Origin of the sequence: Streptomyces sp. RKAG290, from assembly GCF_023701695.1 — a bacterium.
GTDB lineage: Bacteria > Actinomycetota > Actinomycetes > Streptomycetales > Streptomycetaceae > Streptomyces.
The window spans coordinates 2774901-2801803 of record NZ_JAJOZC010000001.1 but is presented as its reverse complement, the minus strand read 5'-3'; the positions used below and the strand labels follow the sequence as shown (position 1 = coordinate 2801803).

General features: G+C 70.6%; 25 protein-coding genes, 3 tRNA genes and 4 pseudogenes. 24 read left to right on the top strand and 8 right to left on the bottom strand.

Features of this window, described 5'->3' with window-relative positions:
• Window positions 1-83 precede the first annotated feature (83 nt).
• From LNW71_RS12000 to LNW71_RS11935, 14 genes and pseudogenes are all read left to right on the top strand, one after another.
• Entirely contained in the window at window positions 84-485 is a 402-nt protein-coding gene (locus LNW71_RS12000; protein ID WP_250968226.1) for an NADH-quinone oxidoreductase subunit A, read from the top strand.
• Window positions 476-1282 carry an NADH-quinone oxidoreductase subunit B family protein gene (locus LNW71_RS11995; protein WP_250968225.1) on the top strand — a complete coding sequence of 269 codons (807 nt, stop codon included), beginning with the start codon at window positions 476-478 and terminating at the stop codon, window positions 1280-1282. Before LNW71_RS12000 ends, LNW71_RS11995 begins: the two co-directional genes overlap by 10 nt.
• A pseudogene (locus tag LNW71_RS11990) lies at window positions 1279-2429 on the top strand (NADH-quinone oxidoreductase subunit C); the annotation flags it as partial. The gene LNW71_RS11995 and the pseudogene LNW71_RS11990, both read left to right, overlap by 4 nt.
• 478 nt (window positions 2430-2907) lie before the next feature.
• Window positions 2908-3876: a complex I subunit 1 family protein gene (locus LNW71_RS11985; protein ID WP_250968224.1), complete on the top strand. Its 969-nt coding sequence runs from the start codon at window positions 2908-2910 to the stop codon at window positions 3874-3876.
• 55 nt (window positions 3877-3931) lie between these two features.
• Window positions 3932-4461 (top strand): annotated as a pseudogene (locus LNW71_RS11980) (4Fe-4S binding protein).
• A complete protein-coding gene (locus tag LNW71_RS11975) occupies window positions 4458-5057 on the top strand; it encodes an NADH-quinone oxidoreductase subunit J (protein ID WP_374119389.1) in 600 nt (199 codons plus the stop codon). Before LNW71_RS11980 ends, LNW71_RS11975 begins: the two are co-directional and overlap by 4 nt.
• Entirely contained in the window at window positions 5057-5479 is a 423-nt protein-coding gene (gene nuoK, locus LNW71_RS11970) for an NADH-quinone oxidoreductase subunit NuoK (protein ID WP_250968223.1), read from the top strand. The genes LNW71_RS11975 and nuoK overlap by 1 nt, the downstream gene beginning before the upstream one ends.
• A pseudogene (locus LNW71_RS11965) lies at window positions 5476-7474 on the top strand (NADH-quinone oxidoreductase subunit L). Before nuoK ends, LNW71_RS11965 begins: the two are co-directional and overlap by 4 nt.
• 3 nt (window positions 7475-7477) lie before the next feature.
• Window positions 7478-9052, top strand: coding sequence for an NADH-quinone oxidoreductase subunit M (locus LNW71_RS11960; RefSeq protein ID WP_250968222.1), 1575 nt, complete (start codon window positions 7478-7480; stop codon window positions 9050-9052).
• On the top strand, window positions 9049-10572 hold the full coding sequence (locus LNW71_RS11955) for an NADH-quinone oxidoreductase subunit N (protein WP_250968221.1): 1524 nt from the start codon (window positions 9049-9051) through the stop codon (window positions 10570-10572). Before LNW71_RS11960 ends, LNW71_RS11955 begins: the two co-directional genes overlap by 4 nt.
• Before the next feature lie 95 nt (window positions 10573-10667).
• Window positions 10668-11132 carry a large conductance mechanosensitive channel protein MscL gene (gene mscL, locus LNW71_RS11950; RefSeq protein WP_250968220.1) on the top strand — a complete coding sequence of 155 codons (465 nt, stop codon included), beginning with the start codon at window positions 10668-10670 and terminating at the stop codon, window positions 11130-11132.
• 195 nt (window positions 11133-11327) lie between these two features.
• Entirely contained in the window at window positions 11328-12191 is an 864-nt protein-coding gene (gene htpX / locus LNW71_RS11945) for a zinc metalloprotease HtpX (RefSeq protein ID WP_250968219.1), read from the top strand.
• Window positions 12188-12580 carry a YccF domain-containing protein gene (locus tag LNW71_RS11940; RefSeq protein ID WP_250968218.1) on the top strand — a complete coding sequence of 131 codons (393 nt, stop codon included), beginning with the start codon at window positions 12188-12190 and terminating at the stop codon, window positions 12578-12580. The genes htpX and LNW71_RS11940 overlap by 4 nt, the downstream gene beginning before the upstream one ends.
• A 132-nt stretch (window positions 12581-12712) precedes the next feature.
• Entirely contained in the window at window positions 12713-12988 is a 276-nt protein-coding gene (locus LNW71_RS11935; RefSeq protein ID WP_250968217.1) for a GlsB/YeaQ/YmgE family stress response membrane protein, read from the top strand.
• A gap of 14 nt (window positions 12989-13002) precedes the next feature.
• Here the strand turns inward: LNW71_RS11935 and LNW71_RS11930 are convergent, their stop codons facing one another.
• The 3 genes from LNW71_RS11930 to LNW71_RS11920 all read right to left on the bottom strand — a co-directional run bounded on the left by LNW71_RS11930 (window position 13003) and on the right by LNW71_RS11920 (window position 14848).
• Complete coding sequence (locus tag LNW71_RS11930) at window positions 13003-13662, bottom strand: alpha-ketoglutarate-dependent dioxygenase AlkB (protein WP_250968216.1); 660 nt, start codon at window positions 13660-13662, stop codon at window positions 13003-13005.
• On the bottom strand, window positions 13662-14174 hold the full coding sequence (locus tag LNW71_RS11925) for a methylated-DNA--[protein]-cysteine S-methyltransferase (RefSeq protein WP_250968215.1): 513 nt from the start codon (window positions 14172-14174) through the stop codon (window positions 13662-13664). Before LNW71_RS11925 ends, LNW71_RS11930 begins: the two co-directional genes overlap by 1 nt.
• 185 nt (window positions 14175-14359) lie before the next feature.
• On the bottom strand, window positions 14360-14848 hold the full coding sequence (locus tag LNW71_RS11920) for a YajQ family cyclic di-GMP-binding protein (protein ID WP_250968214.1): 489 nt from the start codon (window positions 14846-14848) through the stop codon (window positions 14360-14362).
• Between the two features lie 228 nt (window positions 14849-15076).
• On the opposite strand from LNW71_RS11920, the gene LNW71_RS11915 reads away from it, so the two are divergent.
• Window positions 15077-15158: transfer RNA gene (locus LNW71_RS11915), tRNA-Tyr, on the top strand.
• Window positions 15159-15704: 546 nt separating this feature from the next.
• Here the strand turns inward: LNW71_RS11915 and LNW71_RS11910 are convergent.
• The 4 genes and pseudogenes from LNW71_RS11910 to LNW71_RS11895 all read right to left on the bottom strand — a co-directional run bounded on the left by LNW71_RS11910 (window position 15705) and on the right by LNW71_RS11895 (window position 20395).
• A complete protein-coding gene (locus LNW71_RS11910) occupies window positions 15705-17486 on the bottom strand; it encodes a transposase (protein WP_250968213.1) in 1782 nt (593 codons plus the stop codon).
• Window positions 17487-17659: 173 nt separating this feature from the next.
• Window positions 17660-18222 (bottom strand): annotated as a pseudogene (locus LNW71_RS11905) (dihydrofolate reductase family protein).
• A 202-nt stretch (window positions 18223-18424) separates the two neighbouring features.
• On the bottom strand, window positions 18425-19081 hold the full coding sequence (locus LNW71_RS11900; RefSeq protein ID WP_250968212.1) for an SDR family oxidoreductase: 657 nt from the start codon (window positions 19079-19081) through the stop codon (window positions 18425-18427).
• 36 nt (window positions 19082-19117) lie between these two features.
• Entirely contained in the window at window positions 19118-20395 is a 1278-nt protein-coding gene (locus tag LNW71_RS11895; protein WP_250968211.1) for an amidohydrolase family protein, read from the bottom strand.
• 289 nt (window positions 20396-20684) lie between these two features.
• Between LNW71_RS11895 and LNW71_RS11890 the strand changes: the two genes are divergently transcribed.
• The 8 genes from LNW71_RS11890 (at window position 20685) to LNW71_RS11855 (ending at window position 25507) form a co-directional block, all read left to right on the top strand.
• A tRNA-Thr gene (locus tag LNW71_RS11890) sits at window positions 20685-20757 on the top strand.
• 45 nt (window positions 20758-20802) lie between these two features.
• A tRNA-Met gene (locus tag LNW71_RS11885) sits at window positions 20803-20875 on the top strand.
• An 89-nt stretch (window positions 20876-20964) separates the two neighbouring features.
• Window positions 20965-21129, top strand: a complete 165-nt coding sequence (rpmG, locus tag LNW71_RS11880) for a 50S ribosomal protein L33 (protein ID WP_003956487.1) — start codon at window positions 20965-20967, stop codon at window positions 21127-21129.
• Between the two features lie 103 nt (window positions 21130-21232).
• Complete coding sequence (locus tag LNW71_RS11875) at window positions 21233-21685, top strand: MaoC family dehydratase N-terminal domain-containing protein (protein WP_250968210.1); 453 nt, start codon at window positions 21233-21235, stop codon at window positions 21683-21685.
• Window positions 21685-22113, top strand: coding sequence for a MaoC family dehydratase (locus LNW71_RS11870; protein WP_250968209.1), 429 nt, complete (start codon window positions 21685-21687; stop codon window positions 22111-22113). Before LNW71_RS11875 ends, LNW71_RS11870 begins: the two co-directional genes overlap by 1 nt.
• 208 nt (window positions 22114-22321) lie before the next feature.
• Complete coding sequence (locus LNW71_RS11865) at window positions 22322-22870, top strand: TetR/AcrR family transcriptional regulator (RefSeq protein WP_250971972.1); 549 nt, start codon at window positions 22322-22324, stop codon at window positions 22868-22870.
• A gap of 80 nt (window positions 22871-22950) precedes the next feature.
• A complete protein-coding gene (locus LNW71_RS11860) occupies window positions 22951-24381 on the top strand; it encodes an MFS transporter (protein ID WP_250968208.1) in 1431 nt (476 codons plus the stop codon).
• A 70-nt stretch (window positions 24382-24451) separates the two neighbouring features.
• On the top strand, window positions 24452-25507 hold the full coding sequence (locus LNW71_RS11855) for a UDP-N-acetylmuramate dehydrogenase (RefSeq protein ID WP_250968207.1): 1056 nt from the start codon (window positions 24452-24454) through the stop codon (window positions 25505-25507).
• Between the two features lie 23 nt (window positions 25508-25530).
• On the opposite strand, the gene LNW71_RS11850 is transcribed toward LNW71_RS11855, so the two are convergent.
• Window positions 25531-26166, bottom strand: coding sequence for an NAD(P)H-binding protein (locus LNW71_RS11850; RefSeq protein ID WP_250968206.1), 636 nt, complete (start codon window positions 26164-26166; stop codon window positions 25531-25533).
• 87 nt (window positions 26167-26253) lie between these two features.
• Between LNW71_RS11850 and LNW71_RS11845 the strand changes: the two genes are divergently transcribed.
• Window positions 26254-26856, top strand: coding sequence for a TetR/AcrR family transcriptional regulator (locus LNW71_RS11845; RefSeq protein WP_250968205.1), 603 nt, complete (start codon window positions 26254-26256; stop codon window positions 26854-26856).
• Window positions 26857-26903: the final 47 nt, after the last annotated feature.

The following is a 26903-nucleotide window of genomic DNA, read 5'->3' as shown; positions in this document are numbered from 1 at the left end:
GCGGCTGCTTACCCTCCCTTTACAGGGCCTAGACTCCCGTGCGTACAGATCGTCGAACAGTTTTGAGGGAGCGAGGGGGCGACGTGGCGGACCTGCCGGGACCGACCGTGCTCGCGTCGGACTACTTCCACAGCTACTCGGTCGTCGGACTGCTCGCGGTGATCGGCGTGCTGTTCGTCGCCGTCGCCTTCGGAGCCGGCCGGCTGCTGCGTCCCGTGGTCCCGACGCCGGAGAAACTCCTCACGTACGAGTGCGGCGTGGACCCCGTGGGGGACGGCTGGGCACACACCCAGGTCCGTTACTACGTGTACGCCTTCCTGTACGTGATCTTCGCCGTCGACTCGATCTTCCTGTTCCCGTGGGCGACCGTCTTCGCCGCGCCCGGATACGGCGCGACGACGCTGGTGGAAATGTTCATCTTCCTCGGTTTCCTGGCCGTGGGACTGCTCTACGCATGGAAGAAGGGCGTCCTCGAATGGACGTGACGAGCCCGTCGTCCTCCGGCCACCCGCAGCCAGGACGCGAGCCGGGTCCCGACGCCGCACCCGCACCCGAACCCGTGCCCACGTTCCTCCCCGAGCCGAAGCGCCTGGGAGTGCTGTCCCGGCTCGCTCCCGAGCCGATGAAGGTGGTCCTCAACTGGGGCCGCCGCTACAGCCTCTGGGTCTTCAACTTCGGACTCGCCTGCTGTGCCATCGAATTCATTGCCGCCTCCATGGCGCGCCACGACTTCATCCGGCTCGGCGTGATCCCGTTCGCGCCCGGCCCCCGCCAGGCCGACCTGATGATCGTTTCCGGCACGGTGACGGACAAGATGGCCCCGGCGGTGAAGCGACTCTACGAGCAGATGCCCGAGCCCAAGTACGTCATCTCCTTCGGAGCCTGCTCCAACTGCGGCGGCCCGTACTGGGATTCGTACTCCGTGACGAAAGGCGTCGACCAGATCATCCCGGTCGACGTCTACGTACCCGGCTGCCCGCCCCGGCCGGAGGCCCTGCTCCAGGGCATCCTCAAGCTGCAGGAGAAGATCGCGCGCGAGTCGCTGGGCGAGCGCTACGCGACGGGCACCGCCGCCCGCCCCTCCGCTGCGGCGCTGCGCAGCGGACTGGTGTCCGCGCCGGCTGCACCGGATGCGACGGCTGCACCGGATGGGCCGACGGCGCCGGATGCACCGACCGCACCGGATGCGCCGGATACACCGACGGCGCCGACGGCACCGGACGCGCCGGCCGCACCAGATGCACCCACCGCACCCGACGCGTCCGGGGAGGAGCGGAAGTGACCGCCGCCGCGAGCTACGACCGGCTGCCGGACGCCGTCACCGAGATCTTCGGCGAGGACGCCACGGCGGAGCAGGCGTACGACCTCCTGACCGTCGATGTGCCGCCCGCCTCCTGGATCGCCGCACTGCAGACGGCGCGCGACGCGCTGGGCTGCAGCTATTTCGACTGGCTGAGTGCCGTGGACGAACCGGGCACGGGCTTCCGGGTGTGCGCCCATCTCGCCGCGCTGCCCGAGCCGGCCGGAACCGGCGGGAAGGTGCGACGGCTGCTGGTCCGGACGACCGTTCCGCACGAGGCGGCCGTGCTGCCCAGTGCGATCGACGTCTACGCGGGCGCGGCGTGGCACGAGCGTGAGACGCACGAGATGTTCGGCATCGGCTTCGACGGCCACCCGCACCTGGTCCCGCTGCTGCTGCCCGAAGGCTTCGAGGGCCACCCGCTGCGCAAGGACTTCGTCCTGGCGGCCCGCGTGGCCAAGGCCTGGCCGGGCGCCAAGGAGCCGGGCGAGTCGGAGCACGGCGGCCCGAAGCGCCGCACGATGCTGCCGCCCGGCGTGCCCGACCCGAACGAATGGGGCCCCTGAAGGGGCAGCTCCCCCCGGCCCCCGCCCGCCCGGCCCGCGCGGCAAGGCCCGCGGGCGACCGACCGGCCCGTCGCACCCGCAGCGCGAGCGACGGCTCGGCGGGCCAGCAGCCGCCGGCGGCGCCCTCGGCGGATGCCGGTACCGGTGCCGCGGGGGAGGGGACGGCCGCAGCAGGTACGCCCGCAGACACGGAAGCCGCTACGAATCCCGCCCCCAGGACCGCGCCTCCGCGCCGCACCCGAACCGCCTCCCAGGGCTCGGCGAGCCAGCAGCCGACGGTGGACGAGGGGCGTGCGGAAGCCAGTGCTCCGGCGGACGTCGCGGCTCCGGCGGAGGCCGCCCATGGGGACGAGCCTCGTGCGGGCGTCACTACTTCGGCGGAGACGCCGGGGGGCGAGGGGCCTTCAGGCGGGACGCCCGGCGAACAGCCTTCAGACGGGACGCCCGGGGGCGAGGCCCCTTCGGGTGCGATGTCGACCGCGGACGCGCCGTGGCACAACCCCCGCCCGGCCTTCGACGCCGAGCCGAACCCGGACGCCACCACGGCGGACGTCGCGACCCCGGCGGACGTCACCACTCCGGAGGGCGCCCCGGCCCAGGCGGACGCCCCGGCCCCGACGCAGGCGGACGCCCCGACCCCGGACGCGGCCCCGACCCCGGCCGCAGATCCCGCTTCGGACCCCGCTTCCGATCCGGCTTCGGACACGCCCGGGGACCCGGACGCCCCATCTCAGCCCCTCCGGCGTTTGAGGAGCGGGGGTCCGGGGGCGGAGCCCCCGGTTCGGGAAGGGGCGGGTAGGGGAGAAGCCACCCCCACCCCACCCCACCCCACCCCCACCCCACGGAGCAGGCCCCCGAGGCCCAGGGCACCCCGGACACCCCGGCCGCATCCGAGGCCCCGGACGCCCCCGAGGCCCCGGACACCCCGGCCGCATCCGAAACCGAAGCCACCCGCGAGGCCCACGAAACCCGCGATACCCACGGCACACGAGACACCCCCGCACCCCCGTACCCCCGACACCCCGCCGGAGGCGATACCGAGTGAACGACGTACTGGACGTCGCCCTCCGCCTGGTCATCGTCTTCGCGGTGTTCATGGTTGTCCCCCTCATCGTGGGCCAGGCCGAACACAAGGTGATGGCCCACATGCAGGGCCGCCTGGGCCCCATGTACGCCGGAGGCTTCCACGGCTGGGCCCAGCTCGTCGCGGACGGCGTGAAGTTCGCGCAGAAGGAGGACATCGTCCCGGCCGAGGCCGACCGACGGGTCTTCCAGCTCGCGCCCGCCGTCGCGCTGCTCCCGTACCTGCTCGTCCTCGTCGCGATCCCGATCGGGCCCGGTGAGGGCGCGGTCGGCCAGGTCGTCGACGCGGGCATCTTCTTCGTACTCGCCGTGATGGGCATCGGCGTGCTCGGCTCGCTCATGGCGGGCTGGGCATCGGCCAACAAGTTCTCGCTGCTCGGCGGCCTGCGTACCGCCGCGCAACTGCTCGCGTACGAGCTGCCGATGCTGCTCGCCGCCGCCTCCGTGGCGATGGCGGCCGGCACCGTCTCCCTCCCCGGCATCCTCGACGCCTTCGAGTGGTGGTGGCTGCCCTGGCAGATCATCGGCGCACTGGTCTTCTTCGTGGCCGGGCTCGCCGAACTCCAGCGCCCGCCCTTCGACATGCCGGTCGCCGACTCGGAGATCATCTTCGGTGCGTACACCGAATACACCGGTCTGCGCTTCGCGCTGTTCCTGCTCGCCGAGTACGCGGGCATCGTCGTGCTGTGCGGACTGACCACCGTCCTGTTCCTCGGCGGCTGGCACGGCCCGCTGGGCGCCGACGGACTCGGCTGGGTCTGGACGCTCCTGAAGACCGGCCTCCTCGCGTTCGTCGTCATCTGGCTGCGCGTGAGTTACCCCCGGCTCCGCGAGGACCAGCTCCAGAAGCTCGCCTGGACCACGCTCATCCCGCTCGCCCTGGCGCAGATCGCGCTCACCGGCATCGTGAAGGTGGCGATCAACTAGTGCCCCGATCCCCGGCGCAGGCCTGGCCAAGGGCCTCGCCGTCACCCTGCGGACGATGACGAAGAAGACCGTCACCGCCCAGTACCCCGACGCGCAGCCCGAGCTCCCGCCCGTTCCCGCGGCGTCATCGCGCTGTTCGAGGAGAACTGCACGGTCTGCATGCTCTGCGCCCGTGAGTGCCCCGACTGGTGCATCTACATCGACTCCCACAAGGAGACGGTGCCCGCCGCCGCCCCGGGCGGGCGGGAGCGCAGCCGCAATGTGCTCGACCGCTTCGCCATCGACTTCTCGCTCTGCATGTACTGCGGCATCTGCATCGAGGTGTGCCCGTTCGACGCGCTCTTCTGGTCGCCGGAGTTCGAGTACGCGGAGACGGACATCCTCGAACTCACCCATGAGCGCGACAAGCTCCGTGAGTGGATGTGGACGGTTCCGGAACCGCCGGCGCTCGACCCGGCCGCCGAGGAACCGAAGGAGATCGCCGCCGCCCGCAAGTCCGCGGAGAAGGTCCGTACCCAGCGCGAGGAGGAAGCCGCGGCCGCGGCCGCTCCGCCCGCCCCCACGGACCAGGAGGGACAGGCGTGATCACCGCCACCGGCCCCGCCACCATCCCCGGTGCCGCCTCCGGCCACCTCCTCGCCGCCGCGAGCCATCCCGGCTTCCTCTCCCCGACCGGTGTCGAGATCGCCTTCGTCCTGGTCGCCGTCGCCACCCTCGGCGCAGCCCTCGTCACCGTCACGACCAGACAACTGGTGCACGCCGCCCTGTGGCTGATCGTGGCGCTCGGCGGCCTCGCCGTTGAATACCTCCTGCTCACGGCCGAGTTCATCGCCTGGGTGCAGGTACTGATCTACGTCGGTTCCGTGGTCGTCCTCCTGCTGTTCGGACTGATGCTCACCAGAGCCCCCATCGGCCGCTCCCCGGACGCCGATTCGGAGCACCGCTGGGCCGCGCTCGCCGTGGCCGTCGCCGCGGCTGCCGCACTCGTCTGGGTCGTCGTGGACGCCTTCCGCACCACCTGGATCAAGGTGGACGGGCCGGTCCAGGGATCCACGGAAGCCACCGGCGCCTTCCTCTTCCGGCACTGGGTGCTCCCCTTCGAAGCGCTCTCCGTTCTGCTGCTCGCCGCCCTCGTCGGCGCGATCGTCCTGTCCCGCAAGGGCCGAGAGGACAAGAGCTGATGCACCTCGCCTATCCCGCCGTGCTCGCCGTCCTCCTCTTCTGCACCGGGCTGTACGGAGTGCTCGCACGCCGCAACGCGATCCTGGTCCTGATGTCCGTCGAGCTGATGCTCAACGCCGTCAACCTCAACCTCGTCGCCTTCGACGTCTGGCTCCGCGACGCCCTGCACTCCGGTCAGGCCCTGACCCTGTTCACCATCGCCATCGCGGCGGCGGAGATCGGCATCGGGCTGGCGATCGTCCTCGCCGTCTACCGCAACCGCGGCAGCTCCGACATCGACCGCCTGCGCGACACCGCCGAGACCGACGAGGCCGAGACCCTCCCCGAAGGTGAGGGCGACGAGCCCGGCACGGGCCGGGGCGACGCCACCGACGACCGGGCCACTGCTCCGGCAGGGAAGAAGGCAGAGGCCACCCCGTGACCACCACGACCCTCGCCGTCCTCGTCCCCCTCCTCCCGTTCCTGGGAGCCGCGGCCGGCCTCCTGCTCGGACGCGGCGCCCCGGAATTCGTGCGCCCGCTCGCGGTGCTGCCCTCCCTCGCCTCCCTCGTCATCGCGGCCGTCGTCGCCGCCCGCCAGGGCGGCGGCCCGGCCATCGACGCCGCGACCCAGCTCACCCCCACCGGCTCGGTCCCGATCGACCTGGCGCTGCACCTCGACGGCTTCGCGGTCCTCGTCGCCCTCCTGGTCGCCCTCGTCGCGAGCTGTGTCCAGATCTACTCGACCGCGTACCTGCGCGACGACCCGCGCTACCCCTCGTACGCGGCCCTCGTCTCCCTGTTCACCTCCGCGATGCTGCTCGTCGTCTACTCCGGCGACCTGATGGTGCTCCTGGTCGGCTGGGAGATCATGGGCATCTGCTCGTACTTCCTGGTCGGCCACTACTGGGAGACGCCCGAGGCCCGCGCCGCCTCCCTCAAGGCCTTCCTGGTCACCAAACTCGGCGACGTCCCCTTCCTCATCGGGCTGTTCGCCCTCGCCGCGGACACCGGGACCTTCCGCATCACCGGCATCCTCGGCGCCGTCGCACACAACGGCCTCGACCACCCCACCGTCATCGCCCTGCTGCTCCTCGCCGGAGTCGCGGGCAAGTCCGCGCAGTTCCCCCTGCACACCTGGCTGCCCGACGCGATGGCCGGTCCCACCCCGTCTCCGCGCTGATCCACGCCGCGACGATGGTCGCCGCCGGCATCTACTTCGTGGCCCGGCTGCTCCCCGTCTTCGCCGCCTCCGGCGCAGCCCTCGTCGTCCTCGCCGTGATGGCCGCCGTCACGATGATCGGCTCCGGACTCGCCGCCCTCGCCCAGGACGACATCAAGCGCGTCCTCGCCTACTCCACGATCGGCCAGCTCGGCTACATGTCCGGGCCCTGGCCGTCGGCGACCGCGGGGCCGCCGTGTTCCACCTCATCTCGCACGGTGCGTTCAAAGCCGTCCTCTTCCTCGCCGCGGGCGTCGTCATCCACGCAGCCGGCACCAACTCACTGGCTGCGATGTCCCGCATGGGCGGCCTGGCCAAGCGCATCCCGGACGCCTACTGGACGATGACGCTCGCCCTCCTCGCCCTGGCCGCCATCCCGCCGTTCGCCGGCTTCTTCTCCAAGGAAGCCGTCCTCGTCGCCGCCGAGCACACCGCCCTCGGTGACCGGCACGTCGCCCCGGCCGCCGCCGGCTGGACCGTCCTCGTCGCCGGTCTCCTGGCCGCCGTCCTCACCGCCGCGTACGCCACCCGCCTCTGGCTCCTGGCCTTCCGGGGCCGTGGCGCCGAGGCCCCGGACCACGGCAGGCAGCCCGTCGCCATGACCTCGGTCCTCTGGGTACTGGCCGTCCCCACCATGGCCTTCGGCCTCACCGTGGGCGTCATCACCGACTGGTTCGACGGCCACAGCCTCACCCCGTCCCTGGCCACCGCCGTCCTCTCCACCGGCGTCGGCCTCGTCGGCGGGCTCGTCACCTACGGGGCCTGGCGCCACACCACGGCGCTGGCCGCCCGCACCCCCATGGGAGCGGTCGTCGCCCACCCCGACGAGGAACCGGCCCTCGTCGAGATCGAGGCCATCGAGGCACACACCGCCGCCTACGGAGACGTCGGCGATGCCCCCGACCCGGCCGACCCCGGCCGCCTGCTGCTCGGCCCGCTCCACCGCCACGCGGCCACCGGCTTCCACCTGGACGCCCTGTACGCGGTGCTGTTCGTCCGCCCCGTCCAGGCCGCGGCGAGCCTCGTCCGCTTCCTGGACCGCGAGGTCGTCGACACCTACGTACGCGGCTCCGCCACCGGCGCACGCTGGCTCGGCACGGCCGTCCGCCGCGCCCAGACCGGCAACGTGCAGACCTACCTCAGCGCACTGCTCGCCGGTTCCCTGGTCCTGGCGGTCGCCGCCGTCGTCTTCGCCAACGTCAACGCCGGGTCGTGAGTTGTGATCGATATCAGCGAATCCGTGATGCAGTTCCTTCTCGCGTTCATCGTCGCCGGCCCGCTCGTCGGGGCCGTGGCCGCGCTGCTCCCGGCCCCGCCCGGACTGCGGGGCAAGAGCCCCGACCAGGCGGTCCTGCGCCACGGAGTCACCGTCACCGGCGCGATCCTCATCGCCGCGATCGTGCTGGCAGTCGGCTTCGACCACGACCACCCGTCGAAGATGCAGGCCACCACCGACATCAGCTGGATCCCGGCGCTCGACGTCCGCATCCATCTCGGCATCGACGGCATCTCGCTCCCCCTTCTCGTACTGACCGCGCTGCTGACCTTCCTCTGCGCGCTCCACAGCTACTTCAAGATGCCTTCGGGGCCCTCCCCCAAGGGCTTCGTCGCACTGATCCTCGTCCTCGAGTCCGGCACCCTGGCGACCTTCGCCGTCCTCGACCTGCTGCTGTTCTTCCTGGCGTTCGAGATGGTGCTTATCCCGATGTACTTCCTCATCGCCCGCTGGGGCGGTGCGCAGAAGCAGGCAGCCGCCTGGAAATTCATCCTCTACACACTGCTCGGCTCGGTCGTCATGCTGCTGGGCCTGCTCCTCATCGGACTGAAGAGCGGCACCTTCGACATGGTGGCACTCGCCACTGACAACGGCCGCGGGCTCACCTCGTCGGTGCAGGTCACCGCGGTTCTCGCGATCGGCATCGGACTCGCGGTGAAGACCCCGATGTGGCCGCTGCACAGCTGGCTGCCGGACGCCCACACGGCCGCCCCGACCGTCGGCTCGGTCCTGCTCGCCGGCGTCCTGCTGAAGATGGGCACGTACGGCTTCGTCCGGATCCTGCTCCCCATCGCCCCCGACGGCCTGCACACCTTCGCGCCCTACCTCGCGGCCTTCGCGGTCGCCGGCATCATCTACGGGTCGCTCGCCTGCCTCGCCCTCGCCAGGCCGGGCGCCAAGGGCGACCTGAAGCGCCTGATCGCGTACTCCTCCGTCGGCCACATGGGCTTCGTGCTCCTCGGCATCGCGAGCATGACCCCCACCGGCGTCAACGGCGCACTCTTCGCCAACATCGCCCACGGACTCATCACCGGCCTGCTGTTCTTCCTGGTCGGCGCCGTCAAGGACCGGTACGGCACCGCCGACCTCGACACGCTCTCCGGTGCCACCGGCGCCGCGCTCTACGGCCGTGCCCCCCGCCTCGGCGGCCTCCTCGCCTTCACCGCGGTCGCCTCGCTGGGCCTGCCCGGCCTCGCCGGATTCTGGGGCGAGATGCTCGCCCTGTTCGGCGCCTTCGATCCCGCCGCGGGCCTGAGCCGCCCCGCCTTCCTGACCTTCATGTCCGTCGCCGCGTTCGGCACCCTGCTCACCGCCGCGTACATGCTCATCCTGGTGCGCCGCGTCTGCATGGGCGCGAAGCGCGAGGAACCGCACCTGATCGCCGACATCCAGGGCTACGAGTTCGCCGCCTGGACCCCGCTCGCCGCCCTCACCGTCCTTGCCGGCCTGTGGCCCGCCGTCCTCCTCGGCCTCACCGACCCGGCCGTGCAGAAGCTCCTCGCAGGAGGCAAGTCGTGACCACAGCGGCCGAGAGCACCACCAGCCTCGTCCAGTCCGTCGACTGGCTCGCGATCGCACCCCCGGTCGTCGTCGCGGCCGTCGCGCTGGTCGTCCTGGTCGCCGACCTCTTCGTGGCGCAGGAACGCAAACCGCTCCTCGGCTACGGGGCCGTCGCCGGACTCGTCGCCGCGCTCGCCCTCCTCATCCCGCTGCGCGACGGCGACCGCTCCACCTTCTGCCTCACCACCGGCACCCACGCCTGCAGCTACACCGCCGACCACTTCGCCCTGATCATCCAGGTCCTCGTACTCGGCGGAGCCCTGCTCACCGCGCTGCTGTCCATCGGCGACACCCGCAAGCTCCCGGCAGGTGAGTTCTGGTTCCTGCTGCTGTCCTCCGCCGCCGGAGCAGCACTCCTGCCCGCCGCCCGGGACCTCGCCACCCTGGTCGTCGCCCTCGAAGCCGCCTCACTGCCCGCCTTCGCGCTCGTCGGCATCAAGCGCGGCGACCGGCGCTCCTCCGAGGCCGCGCTTAAGTTCTTCCTGTCCTCCGTCGTCGCGACCGCCGTGATGCTCCTCGGCGTCAGCTTCGTGTACGCGGCGACCGGCACCCTCCACCTCACGGAGATCGCCACCCGCCTCGACGACGTCCCCGGACAGCTCGGCACCCTCGCCCAGGCAGGTGTCGCCCTCACCCTCGTGGGCTTCGCCTTCAAGACGGCCGCCGCACCCTTCCACTTCTGGGTCCCCGACACCTACGTCGGCGCGCCCCTGCCGATCGCCGCCTACCTCTCGGTGGTCGGCAAGGCGGTCGGCTTCTCCGGACTCATCCTCGTCACCGTGATCGCGTTCCCCTCCTACGCGGACGTCTGGGGCCCCGCCCTCGCCGTCCTCGCCGCGCTCACCATGACCGTCGGCAACGTCGCCGCACTGCGGCAGAGCGCCACCCGCGCCCGCAGCGCCGTACGCCTCCTCGCCTGGTCGTCCGTCGCCCAGGCCGGCTACCTGCTGGTGCCGATCGCGGCAGCCGCGTACGCCGGCGACCGGCAGATCGGCTCCACCGTCGCGTACGCCCTGATGTACGGCGTAGTGAACCTCGGCGCGTTCGCGGTGGCCGCCCTGGTCGCCCGTACCCACCCCGGCAACCGCATCACCGACTACCGCGGCCTGTACGCCACCCGCCCCCTGGCTGCCCTGGCGATGGGCTTCTTCCTGCTCTGCCTGGCCGGGCTGCCGCCGGGGATCATCGGCCTCTTCGCCAAGGTCACCGTCTTCTCGTCGGCCGTCGACGCCGGGCTCGGCTGGCTCGCGGTCGTCATGGCCGTCAACGTCGTGATCGCGCTCTACTACTACCTCCAGTGGACCGCGGCGCTGTTCCGCGGACCCGCGCAGGACGGTACGGAGCAGCCGCAGGCCACCACCCCGCACCGGACCCCGGCGCCGCTCACGGCCGCGATCGTCCTCACCGCCGTAGCCGGCCTCGCCCTCTCGGGCGCCCCGCAGACGGTCCTCAGGTTCGCCGCAGTCAACCTGTTCTGACCTTCAAGATCGGCTTGCCCACAGCGGCCCGCACAGGGCAGGGTCATGCCCGCATACCACGCACACAGCGATGACATCACAGAGGAGCAAGGGCAGTGCTGAACGGATTCAAGGAATTCATTCTGCGCGGAAACGTGATCTCCATGGCGATCGGCCTCGCCGTCGGAGCCGCGTTCACCGCAGTCGTCACCGGGTTCAGCAACGCGTTCATCGTGCCGCTGATCGGCCTCATCACCCGCGGAACCGGCGACTTCAGCAAGGCCCACTTCAAGTTCGACGACGTGACGTTCCCCTACGGGCTCTTCGTCAGCGCCGCGATCGCCTTCCTCATCACCGCCGCGGTCCTCTACTTCTGCGTCGTCGTGCCGATGAACAAGGTCCAGAACCGTTTCACGGCCAAGAAGGACCAGGAGAAGGCCGACATCAAGGCCGCCCTCCGCGACTGCCCCCGCTGCTACACCGAGATCCCCGCCGTCGCCTCCCGCTGCGCCCACTGCACCAGCGAGGTCGAGCCCGACCCCGCGGCCCTGGAGCTCGCGAAGCTCCCGGTCCAGCGCTGACCCGCCGCACGCCTCCACCCGTACGGCCTACGGCCCGTTCCGGCACGAACCGCCGGAGCAGCCGGGCCCCGCGGCCGTAAGCACAAGGGAACTAGCTCTCCTCGCCTGGCGTTGACCAGTACGGGAGGCTCCACTGGGGAGTGGAGCACCACCAAGCAAAGGGTTCCCCTGCTTGCACCATTTGGAGGGCGTACCGTGCACCGCCGGCACAACGGGCTGAGAACCGCCGTACTCCTCGGGGGCCTGTCCGCACTCATCATCCTCATCGGCAGCTTCTTCGGGCGTACCGGCTTGATCGTCGCGCTCGTGGTGGCCGTCGGCACCAACGCCTACGCGTACTGGAACAGCGACAAGCTGGCCCTTCGGGCCATGCGCGCCCGCCCGGTGAGCGAGTTCGAGGCGCCCCAGCTCTACCGCATGGTCCGAGAGCTCTCCACCGCCGCCCGCCAGCCCATGCCCCGGCTCTACATCTCCCCGACGCAGGCCCCCAACGCCTTCGCGACCGGCCGCAACCCGCGCAACGCCGCGGTCTGCTGCACCGACGGCATCCTCCAGATCCTGGACGAACGGGAGCTGCGCGGCGTCCTCGGCCACGAGCTCAGCCATGTCTACAACCGCGACATCCTGATCTCGTCCGTCGCCGGAGCCCTCGCCTCCGTCGTCATGTTCCTGGTCAACTTCGCCTGGCTGATCCCGATCGGACGCTCCAACGACGACGAGGGCCCCGGCATCCTCGGCATGCTGCTGATAATGATCCTGGGCCCGCTCGCCGCCTCTGTCATCCAGCTGGCCGTCAGCCGCTCCCGCGAGTACCAGGCGGACGCCTCGGGGGCTCAGCTGACCGGTGACCCGCTGGCCCTGGCCAGCGCGCTGCGGAAGCTCGACGCGGGCACGAAACAGCTTCCTCTGCCGCCGGAGCCCAGGATCGAGACCGCGAGTCACATGATGATCGCGAATCCCTTCCGCCCCGGACAGGGCATGTCCAAGATGTTCTCGACCCACCCGCCGATGGCGGAGCGCATTGCCCGACTCGAGCAGATGGCAGGTCACCGCCCATGAAAACCATTCTGAACGTCGTTTGGCTGGTCCTGTGCGGCTTCTGGATGTTCCTCGGCTACCTGGCCGCGGGCCTCCTGCTGTGCATCACGATCATCGGCATCCCGTTCGGCCTCGCGGCCTTCCGTATCGGCATCTACGCGCTGTGGCCCTTCGGCCACCGTGTCGTCGAGCGCCGGGACGCGGGCTCACCCTCCTGCGTGGGCAACGTGCTCTGGCTGGTTCTCGCGGGCTGGTGGCTGGCACTGGGCCACATCACCACCGGGATCGTCCTCTGCATCACGATCATCGGCATCCCGCTGGGCATCGCGAACTTCAAGTTGATCCCGGTCTCGCTGATGCCCTTCGGCAAGGAGATCGTCAGCACCGACGAGGAGTTCGCCGGCTGGTAGGGCTCCGGGGCGGCGAAGGAGTGGCGAACGGGACTCAGCCGTCCGCACCCCGTCCGACGCCCCTGCGTGCAACCGTTCGACCGTGACCAACGTCTTGGATTCCAGGACCGAGTGACGGGTAGATGGGCACGCATGAGCACTGTTATTGGCTGGATCGTTCTTGGACTGGTCGCCGGCGTCATCGCCAAGATCCTGCTGCCGGGCCGCGACCCCGGTGGCCTGGTGGGCACCACCCTGACCGGGATCGTGGGCGCCTTCCTGGGTGGCTGGATATCGTCGCGGTTCCTGGACCGCCCGATCTCCAACGACTTCTTCGACGCGGCGACCTGGGTCGCGGCCATCGGTGGTTCCCTCGTCCTGCTGATCATCTACCGGCTGCTCTTCGGCAACTCCCGCGAACGCCGCTGAGACCTGCCGCTCCCTCAGCCGCCGAGGCCGGTCTCGCGCAGGGTCAGATTGAGCCGGCCACCGCTCATCCCCGTCGCGGGACCGGCCGTACCCGGCCGGATCCGCGGCACCCCGTGGAACGCGAAGCGCGACGGCCCGCCGAACACGAACAGGTCCCCCGAGGCCAGCTCCACATCCGTGTAGGGCCTTCCCCGCGTCTCCGTGTTGCCGAAGCGGAAGACGCACGTGTCACCGAGGCTGAGTGACACCACGGGGGCACCGGACCGCTCCTCCTTGTCCTGGTGCATGCCCATCCGCGCTGTGTCGTCGTAGAAGTTGATCAGCGCGGTGTCCGGTGCGAACGTCCGCTCCGGGCTCTCCTGCCCGTACGCCTCCGCCACCGCCGCCCGCCCCAACTCCGCGAGCCAGTCCGGAAACGGGGCCACCGGGGCGCCGTTCACGTCGTCCGCGGTGCGCGTATAGCGGTACGGCTGCCAGTGCCACCCCAGGCACACACTCCGTACGGACATCACCCCGCCGCCCGGAAGCGCCGTGTGCCTCAGCGGAACGGGCCCGCGCGCCCACTCCCGGCACGCCGCCACCAACTCCCGCTGCTGCTCGACGGACAGCCACTCGGGGACATGCACGGCACCCGGCGCGACCACGGCCCGCGGTCTGGGGAACAGCCCGGTCATCAGCGCACCGCCAGGGCGCCCTCAAGCCCCAGGAGCCGCTGCTTGCTCTCCAGCCCGCCCGCGTAGCCGCGCAGCGCCCCGTCGGCGCCGATCACCCGGTGGCACGGCCGCACGACGAGCAGCGGATTGCGCCCGATCGCCGTACCCACGGCCCGTACCCCCGCCCCGGAGGCACCGACCCGGCCGGCGATCTGCCCGTACGACACCGTCTCCCCGTAGGGCACTTCGTCCAGCGCGGCCCAGACCCGGCGCTGGAAGTCCGTACCCCGGCCGTCCGCGTACCGGATGTCGAAGCGGGTCCGCCGCCCCTCGAAGTACTCCCGCAGCTGGCCGGCGACCCCGGTGAACGCGCCGGGCTCACGGACCCAGCCGTCCTGGACGACCGCCGCGCCCTTCTGGCCCGGCAGGGAGAGCGAGACGAGCGCGACTCCGGCACCGGCCGGCGCCGTGGCTTCCTCGCCGACCAGCAGCAGTTCACCCAGCGGGCTGTCGACCGTCGCGTACATGGTCATGACTCGTCCCTCTCCTCGTCCGGCAGGCGGCCGCAGCTTCGGCCGTCACGGACCAGTCTGCGTCGCCCGCTCCGCCGCGACCGGCGGTTTTCGGACATGACGTCCGGGGCGGAGCGACGCATTCCGCCCCGCGCCCGGACGGTCGTTCCCGGCCGGCGGTCCGTGGACCACCGGTGGTCCACGAACTACCGGTAGTTCGCGAACTGGACGTCGAAGTCGAAGTCCTGGCCCTTCAGCAGCGCCTGTACGGCCTGCAGATCGTCCCGGCTCTTCGAGCTGACCCGCAGCTCGTCACCCTGGACCAGCGCCTTGACGCCCTTGGGGCCCTCGTCGCGGATGAGCTTGGCGACCTTCTTGGCGTTCTCCTGGGAGATGCCTTCCTCGATGGTCGCGAAGAGCTTGTACTCCTTGCCGGACAGCTGCGGCTCACCCGCGTCCAGCGACTTCAGCGAGATGCCGCGCTTGATCAGCTTGCTCTGGAAGATGTCGAGGATCGCCTTCACCCGCTCCTCGCCGCTCGCCTCCATGAGGATCTTCTCACCGGACCAGGAGATCGAGGCGCCGGTGCCCTTGAAGTCGTAACGCTGCGAGATCTCCTTGGCGGCCTGGTTGAGGGCGTTGTCGACCTCCTGCCGCTCGACCTTCGAGACGATGTCGAAACTGGAGTCGGCCATGACGTGTGGCTCCTTGTATCGGGGGTGCTGGAAAAGGGAGTGCCTATACGGAGTACCTATAGGGCGACCGCGGGGCCGGCTGGCACCACGCCGCCGACCAAGCCTAGCCACCTGAGCCCGGTGGGGCCGCTGGTCAATCCAGTGGCGTAGCACCCCTGGGCATCAGGTATCGTTTACGTCGTTGCCACAGAGCGCCGCCGCGAGGCGGGTCTCAGGGCAGCATCCCTTGGCGGTGTGCCCGAGTGGCCAAAGGGAGCAGACTGTAAATCTGCCGGCTCAGCCTACCCAGGTTCGAACCCTGGCGCCGCCACTGGAAGTGAAACCCCGTCCGACCTGCTTAACCACAGGTCAGGCGGGGTTTCTGCATGTGTGCAAGTGTGACCGGTGAGCGCGCCGACCGGCCCCCGTATCTCACGCTGTCTCACCTGAATCCCACCCCTGATCAGGGCGTGTCCCCAGCCGTCCCCGGGGCCGGCCACACCATCGCCGTCCTGCTTCCGCGTCTACGCGAAGGTGCTCGCGCAGACGCGGCAGCGGGCCAACGACCGGATCGACGCAGCCCTGCGGGAGTGGAACGAGCCGGAGTGAGCCCGCGCGCACTCCATGGGGTCCAGGCCCGATGTTCCCCCGTGGTCAGTCCGTCGGCGGCCGGCGCAGTTGTACGTGGACGGTCTCGGACCGTATGACGTCTGCCAGAAGACAGATCATCCCGTCTGTACCCGTGCGGCGACGTGCCGCTTCTGCGGTGGTTCCTGCCCACCGCGGATCATGGAGGATGCGCGGCGGCCTGGGGTGGCCGTCGCGGCGGGTCGGGTACGGGATGCCCGGGGATCGCTCCCCGGGGGTGACACCGGTGCTAGCCGGTGCCTTCTCGCTTCGACACCGCCTGCCTGGAACCCTTGTGGGCGCCGGGGCTTACGGAAGCTCTGCGAGCGTTTAAGGTCTCCCCCCTATCGGAGGCGACCGTCTTGAGCTGCCTGCGCGCCGCGTGCACGATGTTCGCGGTGCTGTGGTCGTGACGGTGCGGAACGGCACCGCACGACGGGCAGTTGGAGCCGCTGCGGGAAGGGGCGGAGCTTGGGTTTCGCTCCGCGCACTTCGCACAGGTTCCGGCAACCGGTTCGCCCTTGTCGAGAACGACGAGCTGCGAGCCGTACCAGATGGTTTTGTAGGCGAGCTGCCTGCGAAGCTCGCCCAGACCGGCGTCCAGGAGGTTCCGGTTCCACCGGGCCTTGATCTTCACATCCCTGCCGGGGTCGCCGGGGACACCCGTGTCCGAGGCGCTCAGGGCAACGAGGTCGAGGTCTTCGATCACCACATGCGTGAACCCGGTGGCGAGCTGCTTGGAGACGCCGTGCAGGGACGACGCACGTCGGACTGCGATCTGGTGATGTACGCGGACGAGCCGGTCCGCGGCCTTCGCCCGCCGTCGCGATCCCTTGGCCGTGCGGGCCAGTGCGCGCTGTCTCTTCGTCAGCTCGGCCAGGTGGTTCGTGAGCAACCGTGGGTGCTCCACCAGCGTGGAGGAGGGGTCGCCCGGGCGGAGGGGGCTGGACAGGGCGAGGTAGCGGGAGCCGAGGTCGACACCGACCGGCCCACCGGAGCGTTGTCGGGCGGTCGGGCGGCCGACCTGCTTGACGCGGCCGGTGCGTTCGGCGGCCGTGTCGGCCTGGGCGCGGGTCAGGTACGGGGTGCGGACGCCGTCGTCGTCGATGTGTTCCCAGAGCAGGGGGATGTCCTGGAGCACCTTGGCGAGGACGCAGGCATACCAGCGGTGTCCGCCTCGGGTGAGGGTCACGGACTGGATGACGGCCCGGCCCCGGCCGACGAGCCGCGCGAGCGTCTTGCCCGTGCCGTGGATGCGGATGCTGCCCAGGCCCGGCATCACCAGACGCCGGTAGCCGTCCAGCCGGATGATCGGCCGCTTCACGTCGTGAAAGAGAGCGAACGATTCTGCGGCACGGCCCTTCGTCTTGAACCGGGGATAGCCGGCACGTCGTCCGGCACGACGGCCGGAGAGTGACTCCAGCCAGTTCTTCCAGGCGGCCTGCGCTCGGTCGAAGCCTGAGGTGAAGCAGTAGACATTGACCTCGCCCCACCACGGGCTGCCACCCGCCTCTGCGGGCCGGTCTCGGTCCATGCGCCACAATGCGCTGGTGTCCATGGCGGAGGGGGTGCGGAATCCCGCCCTGAACGCTTCGGCTTTCAGGCTGTTGACCGCGGTGCGGGCCTCGGCGAGCAGCAGGCTCTCGCGCCCGGTGGCGACGGCGTCCGCCCGGGCCGCGGCCAGCCGACGGTCCAGCACCTCCTGCCCTGCCGGGGGCTGGAACATGGCCAGGTGCTGTTTGCCGGAGGTGGTGGCCATGAGGGACCTGCGGTGGTGGTCCCACACCTTGATGCGGTCGGTGAGCCCGGCGCCGTCGGCCTTGATCCGGGACTTCGCCTCGGCCTCGCTCAGCCCCGCGTCGAGGTAGCGGGCCCGGCGGGCCATCCAGGCCTGGTGTGACTCCGTTTTCTTCGCCAGTGCGTAGTTGTAGGCCCACCGACAGGCGCCGGCATAGCGGCTCAGCGTGGCTCGCTCGGCATCGGTGGGATCCAGGGCGAACCGGTATGCACGCAGGACTTGCGTCTCTGGCATATACGTTTCCCCCCGCGTGTCGTAGCTACATAAAGTGACGTGCAGCTACGGACTGTAGATCAAGGATTGGTCCGGAATCCAATCGGCTCCACATGGAGGCGACGCGGGTGTGGGAGCTTCCCCGGACTCGGCGCGAGGGCCGGCTATCGCGCCACGCGGTAGCGAGGTAGCGGCTAACGCACCACGCGGTAGCGGAGGTGGACGAACTTCGAGCTGAAGGCGCGGGTCTCGACGAGTTCGAGATCCACCCGGCTCTCGTTCTGGGGGAAGAACGGGATGCCGCCGCCGACCAGTACCGGGTAGACCATGGCCTGGTACTCGTCGATCAGGCCCAGTGCGGCGGCCTCGGCGGCGAGAGTCGCGCCGCCGATCGCGATGTCGCCCTCGCCCGGCTCGGCCCGCAACCGCTCGATCTCCTCCGCCAGGCCGCCGGAGGCCAGGCGGGCATTGCCCTGCACCGCCGACAGCGTGGTGGAGAACACCACCTTCGGGAGCGGGTTCCAGAGTGCGATCCACTCGCGATCTGCGTCGTCGAGTTCTGGATTCTGGTCGGCGGTCTCCCAGTACAGCATCGTCTCGTACAGCCGTCGTCCCAACAGGTGGACGCCGATCTTCCGCATATCGTCGATCCAGAAGCGAAAGACCCCGTCGTCGGGGCCGACCAGTCGAAGCTGCCGTCCGGGCCGACGATGTAGCCGTCGAGTGAGACGTTCATCGAATAGGTCACGCTGCGCATCAGAAGTCCTCCTCGGATACGGGCTCGACGGTATGACCGCCGGACACGGCAGGACTCATCGCGGCTCGCGGGGACCCTTCGCGGGGTCACCCCGGCTTCGAACCCAGGCGCCGCCACATGGCAAGGCCCCCGTCTCAGGGGGCCTTCTCTGGTGTGCCGCGACGTGCCGGGCGCCCGGCACGTCGCGCGGCACGAGTTCGGTTCAGTTCCCCGCGACGTCCTTCACCGCGACCATCACCGGGACGTTGCCCGAGATGAGCTCCAGGGTCAGCCCCGCCGTCGCCGGGGTGTCCAGCAGCTCCAGGAGTACCGCCGCCACGTCGTCGCGCGGCACCGGGCCTCGGCCGGTCGACGCGGCGAGCAGCACCTGGCCGGTGCCCGCGTCGTTGGTCAGCATGCCGGGGCGCAGGATCGTCCAGTCGAGCGCCGTCCGGGAGCGCACGTACGCGTCCGCCGCGCCCTTGGCCCGCAGGTACACGTCGAACACTTCGTCGCCGGGGTGGTCCGGGTCGGCTCCCATGGACGAGACCACGACATAGCGCCGTACCCCGGCCCGTTCCGCCGCGTCCGCGAAGAGCACCGCGGCCCCACGGTCCACCGTGTCCTTGCGGCCCGTGCCGCTGTTGGGGCCGGCGCCGGCCGCGAAGACCGCCGCGGTGGCGCCGCGCAGGACCTCCGCGGTCTCCTCCACGGTGGCCGATTCGAGGTCCAGGACCACGGGTTCGGCACCTACTGCCCGGAGATCGTCGCTCTGTTCGGGATTGCGGATGATGCCCGCCGCTTCATCCCCGCGTGCAGCGAGCAGCCGCTCCAGCCGCAGCGCGATCTGACCATGTCCACCTGCGATGACAATGCGCATGGTCACGACGGTACGCCGGAGCGCCCCGCGGCGCGCTCAGGGCCCGCCGCCGGGGCCGGGATCCGGCCGACCCTGGCGGGGCAGCCCGGGCCCGCCGCCGGTCTCCGAGTCGCAGTACTCCCGCACCGCGCTGGTCCGGGCGACCACCCGGCCGCGGTGCACCACGATCCGGCTGTACGCGAGCGAGAGCACCCCCGCGAGCTGTTCGCCGCGCACGGCGAGCAGCTCGGCCGGGAACCCCGCCTCGACCCGCACCTCGGGCAGCCCCATCGCGCGCCTGGCCTCCGCGGACACCGCTTCGTAGGCGTGCTCGGGCCGCAACCCGCTCTGCGAGGCCAGCAGGAAGGCCGCTTCCAGCGGGTCGCCGCGTCCCACCGGATTGGCGAGATCGCGCAACGCCCCGCTGCCCGCCGCGACCCGCACCCCGGCCGCGCGCAGCAGCCGTACGGGGGCGGTGCCCCGGCGCTCCACCCCGCAGCAGCCGCCCTGGGGCAGGCAGATCACCGTCACCCCGGCCGCGGCGAGCTGGTCGGCCGCGCGACCGGCGGCTTCCCCGGAGAGCCGCGAGAGGCCGGCGCAGGGGCCCAGGGAGACTCCTTGCCGCAGCCCGCCCGCCATGGCCGCGAGCCGGGCCAGCCGGGCGGGGTCGTCACTGTCCGTGTGCAGATCGACGGGGCAGCCGTGCTCGGCGGCGATCTCCAGGACGGCTTCGGCGTATCCCGTCGGGTCCGGATCCAGGTCGGGACAGCCGCCGACCGCCCCGGCCCCCATCTTCACCGCGTCGCGGAGCATGGCCAGGCCGTCGGCGCCCGCGACGCCGGTGAGCAGCCGGGGGACGGCGACCGGGGTCAGATCGGCCAGCCCGCGCAGCGAGCGGCGGGCCTGCAGGACGGCTTCGAGGGCGGTGAGGCCCTGGACGTCGCCGATCCGTACGTGCGAGCGCAGCGCGGTCGCGCCGTGGCCGAGCTGCAGCAACGCGGCCTCTGTGGCGCGTCGCTGGATGTCCTCGGGGCGTTGTGAGGCCGGTCCCGGGGCGCCGGGTCCGGCGCCGTCGGCGGTGAGCGCGGTGTCGCTGTGGGCGTGCGGCTCGGCCGGTGCGGGGAGCAGGAGATGGCCGCGCAGGTCGACGCGGGCGCCGGGTGCGACGAGGCTGCCCGCCGTACCGACGGCCTCGATGCGGACGCCGCCGAGCCGTACGTCCACGATGCGGCCGTCGGTGAGACGGGCGCCGCACAGCGTCAGCGCGGAGCTCTCCGGGCTGCTGGCCGCGTCGGCGGCGTGGTCGTCTGGCTGCCGCGGCTGGCTGTCGGGCATCGCGCTCCAGGGAGGGGGGCAAGATCACGCAGAGTGAGTCGAGCCTATGGGTGCGCCCTGTCCGGTTCGAGGAGGAGCCGAATAGTCATATCGGTGCGGTCCGATGGGGTGTGAGGGAGTCGGGTGCACGGCTGGGACAGGAGGTGGCCGAGGTGTTGCCGAACCGCTGATCAAGGCCCGGGTGGGCGGTTGATCAAGGGTTCCGAGCGGTCCCGATCAAGGGCTCGGGACGGGGCCCCGAAACGGATTTGGGCGATCGGCGACCGACCGTGTAATGTCTTCATCGCTCGCCCCAATAGCTCAGTCGGTAGAGCGTCTCCATGGTAAGGAGAAGGTCTGCGGTTCGATTCCGCATTGGGGCTCTGGTGATCGGGAATCCCCGCTTCGGCGGGGAGACTCATCATCAAAGCGGTGTAGCTCAGTCGGTAGAGCAAGCGGCTCATAATCGCTGTGTCACCGGTTCAAGTCCGGTCACCGCTACTAACAGTAGCCGATTGTGGGGTCGGTCCTCCGATCGGCTACTCTTTTTTTGCGTTCATCCGTCCACCGTCCGTCCAAGGAGCACTCACGTGGCTGCCACCGACGTCCGCCCGAAGATCACGCTGGCCTGCGTGGAGTGCAAGGAGCGGAACTACATCACCAAGAAGAACCGGCGTAACAACCCGGACCGTCTTGAGATGAAGAAGCATTGCCCGCGCTGCAACTCGCACACTGCGCACCGCGAAACGCGCTGAATCAGGCTCGTACACGAGGCCGTCCCCATTGGGGGCGGCCTCGTGTCGTTGTATTGGGGCTGCACGTCGGCCCATTCGTCTTTCATCAGGAGGTTGCGAGCTCATGGCGCTCGACCAGTCCTTCGTGGGGCGGACCTATCCGCCCACCCCGCCGTACGAGGTCGGCCGGGAGAAGATCCGAGAGTTCGCCGAGGCGGTGGGCGACGCCAATCCCGCGTACGTCGACCCCGAGGCGGCCAGGGCCCTCGGTCACAGCGATGTGATCGCGCCGCCCACGTTCGTCTTCTCGATCACCTTCAAGGCCGCGGGGCAGGTCGTGCAGGACCCCCAGCTGGGCCTGGACTACAGCCGGGTCGTGCACGGCGACCAGCGGTTCGAGTACGTCCGTCCGGTGCGGGCGGGGGACCGGCTGACGGTCACCTCGACGATCGAGGCCGTCAAGTCCATGGCGGGCAACGACATCCTGGACGTCCGCGGCGAGGTCCACGACGAGTCCGGCGAGCATGTCGTGACGGCGTGGACGAAGCTGGTGGCGCGCGGCGCCGAGGAGGCGTGATGACGGCGAAGGTGTCTTACGAGTCGGTCGAGGTCGGTACGGAGCTGCCGGCGCAGTCCTTCCCGGTCACCCGGGCGACGCTGGTGCAGTACGCCGGCGCCTCCGGTGACTTCAACCCGATCCACTGGAACGAGAAGTTCGCCCGCGAGGTCGGACTGCCGGACGTGATCGCGCACGGCATGTTCACGATGGCCGAGGCGATCCGGGTGGTCACCGACTGGGCCGGCGATCCGGGCGCGGTCGTCGAGTACGGCGTGCGGTTCACCAAGCCGGTCGTCGTGCCCAACGACGACAAGGGCACGCTGATCGAGGTCAGCGGCAAGGTGGCCGTCCTGCTGGACGACAAGCGGGTGCGGGTCGACCTGACGGTGATGAGCGACGACAAGAAGGTGCTGGGCATGTCCCGCGCCGTGGTGCAGCTCGGCTGACGCCGTGGAGTACTCGCGTAAGGGGCATGGTCCATGGGGCTGTGCCCCTTACGCGTCGGCGGGAGCAGGCCCCGGGGGGCGGGGTTACGTCCCCCGGGGGTCGTGCTTCTGGACGGTCGGCATGCCCCCGGAGGTCGTACTCCTGGGCAGTGGCAGCACACCGCTTGCTAAGTTAGTGATTGAGTACTAACTTAGCCGCATGGCAAGGATGAGTGCAGACGAGCGGCGCGAGAGCGTCATCCGTGCGGCGATCACCGAATTCGCCCGTGGCGGGTACAACGCCACGTCCACCGAGGCGATCGCCAGGCGGGTGGGTGTCTCGCAGCCCTATCTCTTCCGTCTCTTCTCCAACAAGCAGGCCATGTTCCTGGCTGCCGCCGAGCGCTGCCTGGTGGACACCCGCAAGGTCTTCGCGGATGCCGCGGAAGGGCTCGAAGGTGATGAGGCGCTGCATGCGATGGCCGCGGCTTATCAGCGCCTGATCATTGACGACCCCGACCGGCTGCTGATGCAGATGCAGATGTACGCGGCCGTCGCGGCGGCGGAGGCGGCCGGGGATCACGAGTTCGGTGAGACGCTGCGGGCCGGCTGGTTGCAGATGTTCGACGACATCGCCCTCACGCTCGGTGCCGATCCCAACGAGGCGACCACGTTCCTCGCCTACGGCATGCTCGTCAACACCCTGACCTCGCTCGGCTACCCGGCGGAACACCGGATCTGGTCCAGGTTCTACGACTCGGCCAGGCCGCCCGTCTGACCGGCGCCACCCGGGCCGGGTTCGGCCCAGTTTTCTGCCCAGAAAAGTTAGTCATCAATAACTAACCCCCAGGGGGAGCAGTGGACCAGCACACGAAAGGCCGCTCGGGAGCGGTCTGGGCCCTAGTCATCACCAGCGTGGCCGGCTTCATGGCGGCGCTCGACAACCTCGTCGTCACCACCGCCCTGCCGTCCATCCGCGAGAGCCTGGGCGGCGAACCGGAAGAGCTCGTGTGGACGGTGAACGCGTACACCCTCACCTTCGCCGTGCTGCTGATGTTCGGCGCCTCCCTCGGTGACAGGTTCGGCCGGCGCCGGCTCTTCACCATCGGGCTCGGCGTCTTCACCGGCGCGTCCGCCGCGGCCGCCCTCTCGCCCGGGATCAACGAACTCATCGCCTTCCGCGCGGTCCAGGGTGTGGGCGCGGCGATCATGATGCCGCTGACGCTCACCCTGCTCACGGCCGCCGTGCCGCCCGCCCGCCGGGGCGCCGCGCTGGGCATCTTCGGGGCCGCGACCGGACTGGCGGTGGCCAGCGGCCCGCTGATCGGCGGGAGCCTCACCGAGCACCTGTCCTGGCAGTGGATCTTCTGGCTGAACGTCCCGATCGGTCTGCTCCTGCTCCCGCTCGCCCGACTGCGCCTGGCCGAGTCGTACGCACCCGACTCCCGGCTCGACGTGCCCGGCACCCTCCTGGTCAGCGGCGGGCTCTTCGGGATCGTCTACGGCCTGGTCAACGCCAACTCCGACGGCTGGACCAGCCCCACCATCCTGACGGCCCTGATCGCCGGCAGCGCCCTCATCGGCGGGTTCGTCCACCACGGCTTCCACGCCAAGAACCCGATGCTGCCCATGCGCCTGTTCAAGGACCGGGCGTTCTTCGGGATCAACATGGCCAGCCTGCTGATGTTCTTCGGGATGTTCGGTTCGATCTTCCTGCTCAGTCAGTACCTCCAGGGTGTCCTGGGCTACTCGCCCACCGAGGCCGGTCTGCGGATGCTGCCCTGGACGGGGATGCCGATGCTGGTGGCGCCCATCGCCGGGATACTCGCCGACCGCTTCGGCGGCCGCCCGGTGGTCGTGACCGGGCTCGCCCTCCAGGCCGCCGGTCTCGGCCTGTTCGCCATGGCCCTCGCGCCCGACGCCTCCTACGCCTCGCAGCTGCCCGGCCTGATCGTCGGCGGCGTCGGCATGGCCCTGTACTTCGCCCCCGCGGCCAGCCTGGTGATGTCCAGCGTCCGCCCCGGCGAACAGGGCATCGCCTCCGGCGCCAACAACGCGCTCCGCGAGGTCGGCGGCGCCCTCGGGGTCGCCGTGCTGGCCACGGTCTTCTCCTCGCAGGGCGGGTACCGCACCGCGCAGTCCTTCACGGACGGGACCGTTCCCGCGGTCTGGATCGGCGCCGGAGTGGTGGCGCTCGCCGCGCTGGTCGCGCTGCTGATCCCGCGCCGCCGCAGCACGCCGGCGCAGGAGGCCGACCTGGCCGAGGTGCGGGTCCCTGTATCCGCCTGAGGGAATGTCACGCCGATACGGTCCGCGGCCCCGCCATGACGGCGGGGGAGCGGACCGTACTCTTGTCCCCGTGCAGGAACTCCACGACGCGCCCCTCGCCCCCCTGACCACCTTCCGGCTCGGCGGCCCCGCCACCCGCCTCCTCACCGCGACGACCGACGCCGAAGTGGTCGAGGCCGTGCGCGCGGCCGACGACAGCGGCACCCCGCTGCTGGTCATCGGCGGCGGCAGCAATCTGGTCATCGGCGACAAGGGCTTCGACGGCACCGCCCTGCGCATCGCGACCAAGGGCTTCGTGCTCGACGGCACGACGCTCGAACTGGCCGCCGGAGAGGTGTGGACGGACGCCGTCACCCGCAGCGTGGAGGCCGGCCTGGCCGGGCTCGAATGCCTGGCCGGGATTCCGGGCTCCGCCGGCGCGACACCGATCCAGAACGTCGGGGCGTACGGGCAGGAGGTGTCGTCCACCATCACGGAGGTCGTCGCCTACGACCGGCACACCCACGAGACGGTCACCATCCCGAACTCCGAGTGCGCCTTCTCCTACCGGCACAGCCGCTTCAAGGCCGAGCCCGACCGGTTCGTGGTGCTGCGTGTCCGCTTCGAGCTGGAAGAGGCGGGCGGTCTGTCCGCGCCCCTCAAGTACCCCGAAACGGCCCACGCCATGGGCGTCCAGGAGGGCGAGCGCGTGCGCGCCGCGGCCGCTCGCGAGACCGTGCTGAGGCTGCGGGCCGGCAAGGGCATGGTCCTCGACCCGGAGGACCACGACACCTGGTCGGCCGGCTCGTTCTTCACCAACCCGATCCTGGACCGGGAGCAGTTCGAGGCGTTCCTCGCCCGGGTGACGGACCGGCTCGGACCTGACGTGACGCCCCCCGCCTTCCCTTCGGGCGAGGGAGGCACCAAGACCTCGGCGGCCTGGCTCATCGACCGGGCCGGATTCACCAAGGGGTACGGCACCGGTCCGGCCCGCATCTCCACCAAGCACACCCTCGCCCTCACCAACCGGGGCGCCGCGAGCACCGAGGACCTGCTGGCCCTGGCCCGCGAGGTCGTCGCCGGGGTCCACGAGGCCTTCGGTGTCACCCTCGTCAACGAACCGGTGACCGTGGGCGTGGCCCTGTAGGGGAGCCGGCACGGGGCCGCCCCTCAGTACGCCACACCCACGCCCTGCTTCACCGCCGCAGGGTCGTCGATCAGCGCCAGCATCGCGTGCGCCACATCGGCCCGGGAGATGGACCGGCCGCTGCGCGGATTGCTGCCGTGGACCGTCCGGTACGTACCGGTCAGCGGCCCGTTGGTGAGCTTCGGGGGCCGTACGGACGTCCAGTCCGTCGCGGATGCGGCGAGTGCGGCCTCCATCGCGGTGAGGTCCGCGTAGACCTCCTTGAGGATCGCGCCGATCGCCGAAAGCATCATGCGGTCGAGCAGCGGGTCGTCCGCCGGCTTCGGCGCGACCGGGGCCGCGCTCACCACGAGCAGCCGCCGGGCCCCTTCGGCCTCCATCGCCGCCAGCACGCCGCGGGTCAGCCGCTCGGCGACCCCGCCGGCCTTCCGGCCCCGTGAGCCCAGGCCCGAGAGCACCGCGTCCCTGCCCGCGACCGCCTCGCGCAGCGCCTCCGGGTCATCGATCCGGGCCGCCGTGTGGACCGTCACGTCGGAGAGCGGGACCGGCAGCCGCGCCGGATCACGCACCACCGCCGTCACGTCGTGACCCGCCGCCACTGCCTGGCGGACGATCTCCTGCCCGATACCGCCTGTCGCGCCGAACACTGTGAGTCTCATTGCGGCACCCTCCTCTGGTGGGTAAGTATTCACTCACCTCTAGAGTGAGCGGATACTCACCTCTCGTCAAGCTTCGTTGGAGTGCACATGGAGCAGAAGCCGGCCCGCGCCCGCATCATCGACGCCGCCCACCAGCTGATGCTCACCATCGGCCTGGCCCGGGCCACCACCAAGGAGATCGCCAAGGCCGCCGGCTGCTCGGAGGCCGCGCTCTACAAGCACTTCCCGAGCAAGGAGGAACTGTTCGTGGTGGTGCTGAAGGAACGGCTCCCCAAGGTCGACGGAATCCTGAAGCGGCTGATCGCCCACCCGGGGGAGGGGGAGCGGACGGTTGAGCAGAACCTCACCGAGATCGCCCACGAGGCAGCCCTGTTCTACGAGCAGAGCTTCCCGATCGCGGCATCCCTGTATGCCGAGCCGAGGCTCAAGAGCCGTCACAACGCGGTGATGCGGGAGCTGGGCACCGGCCCCCACCAGCCGATCCGTGGCGTGGACGCGTATCTGCGCGCCGAGCAGTCCGCAGGCCGGGTGCGGGCCGACGCCGACACGTACGCGGCCGCTTCCCTGCTGCTGGGGGCGTGCGCACAGCGGGCATTCGCCTACGAGGCCACCGAGGACGGGCGGCCGCCGCAGTCGCTCGACGAGTTCGCCGCGTCAGTGGCCCGGGCGCTGCTGCGCGGGATCGGATAGCGGGCCGGGCCCGGCCGGCGGTCACCCGACCCGGTCCGCCTCGGCGT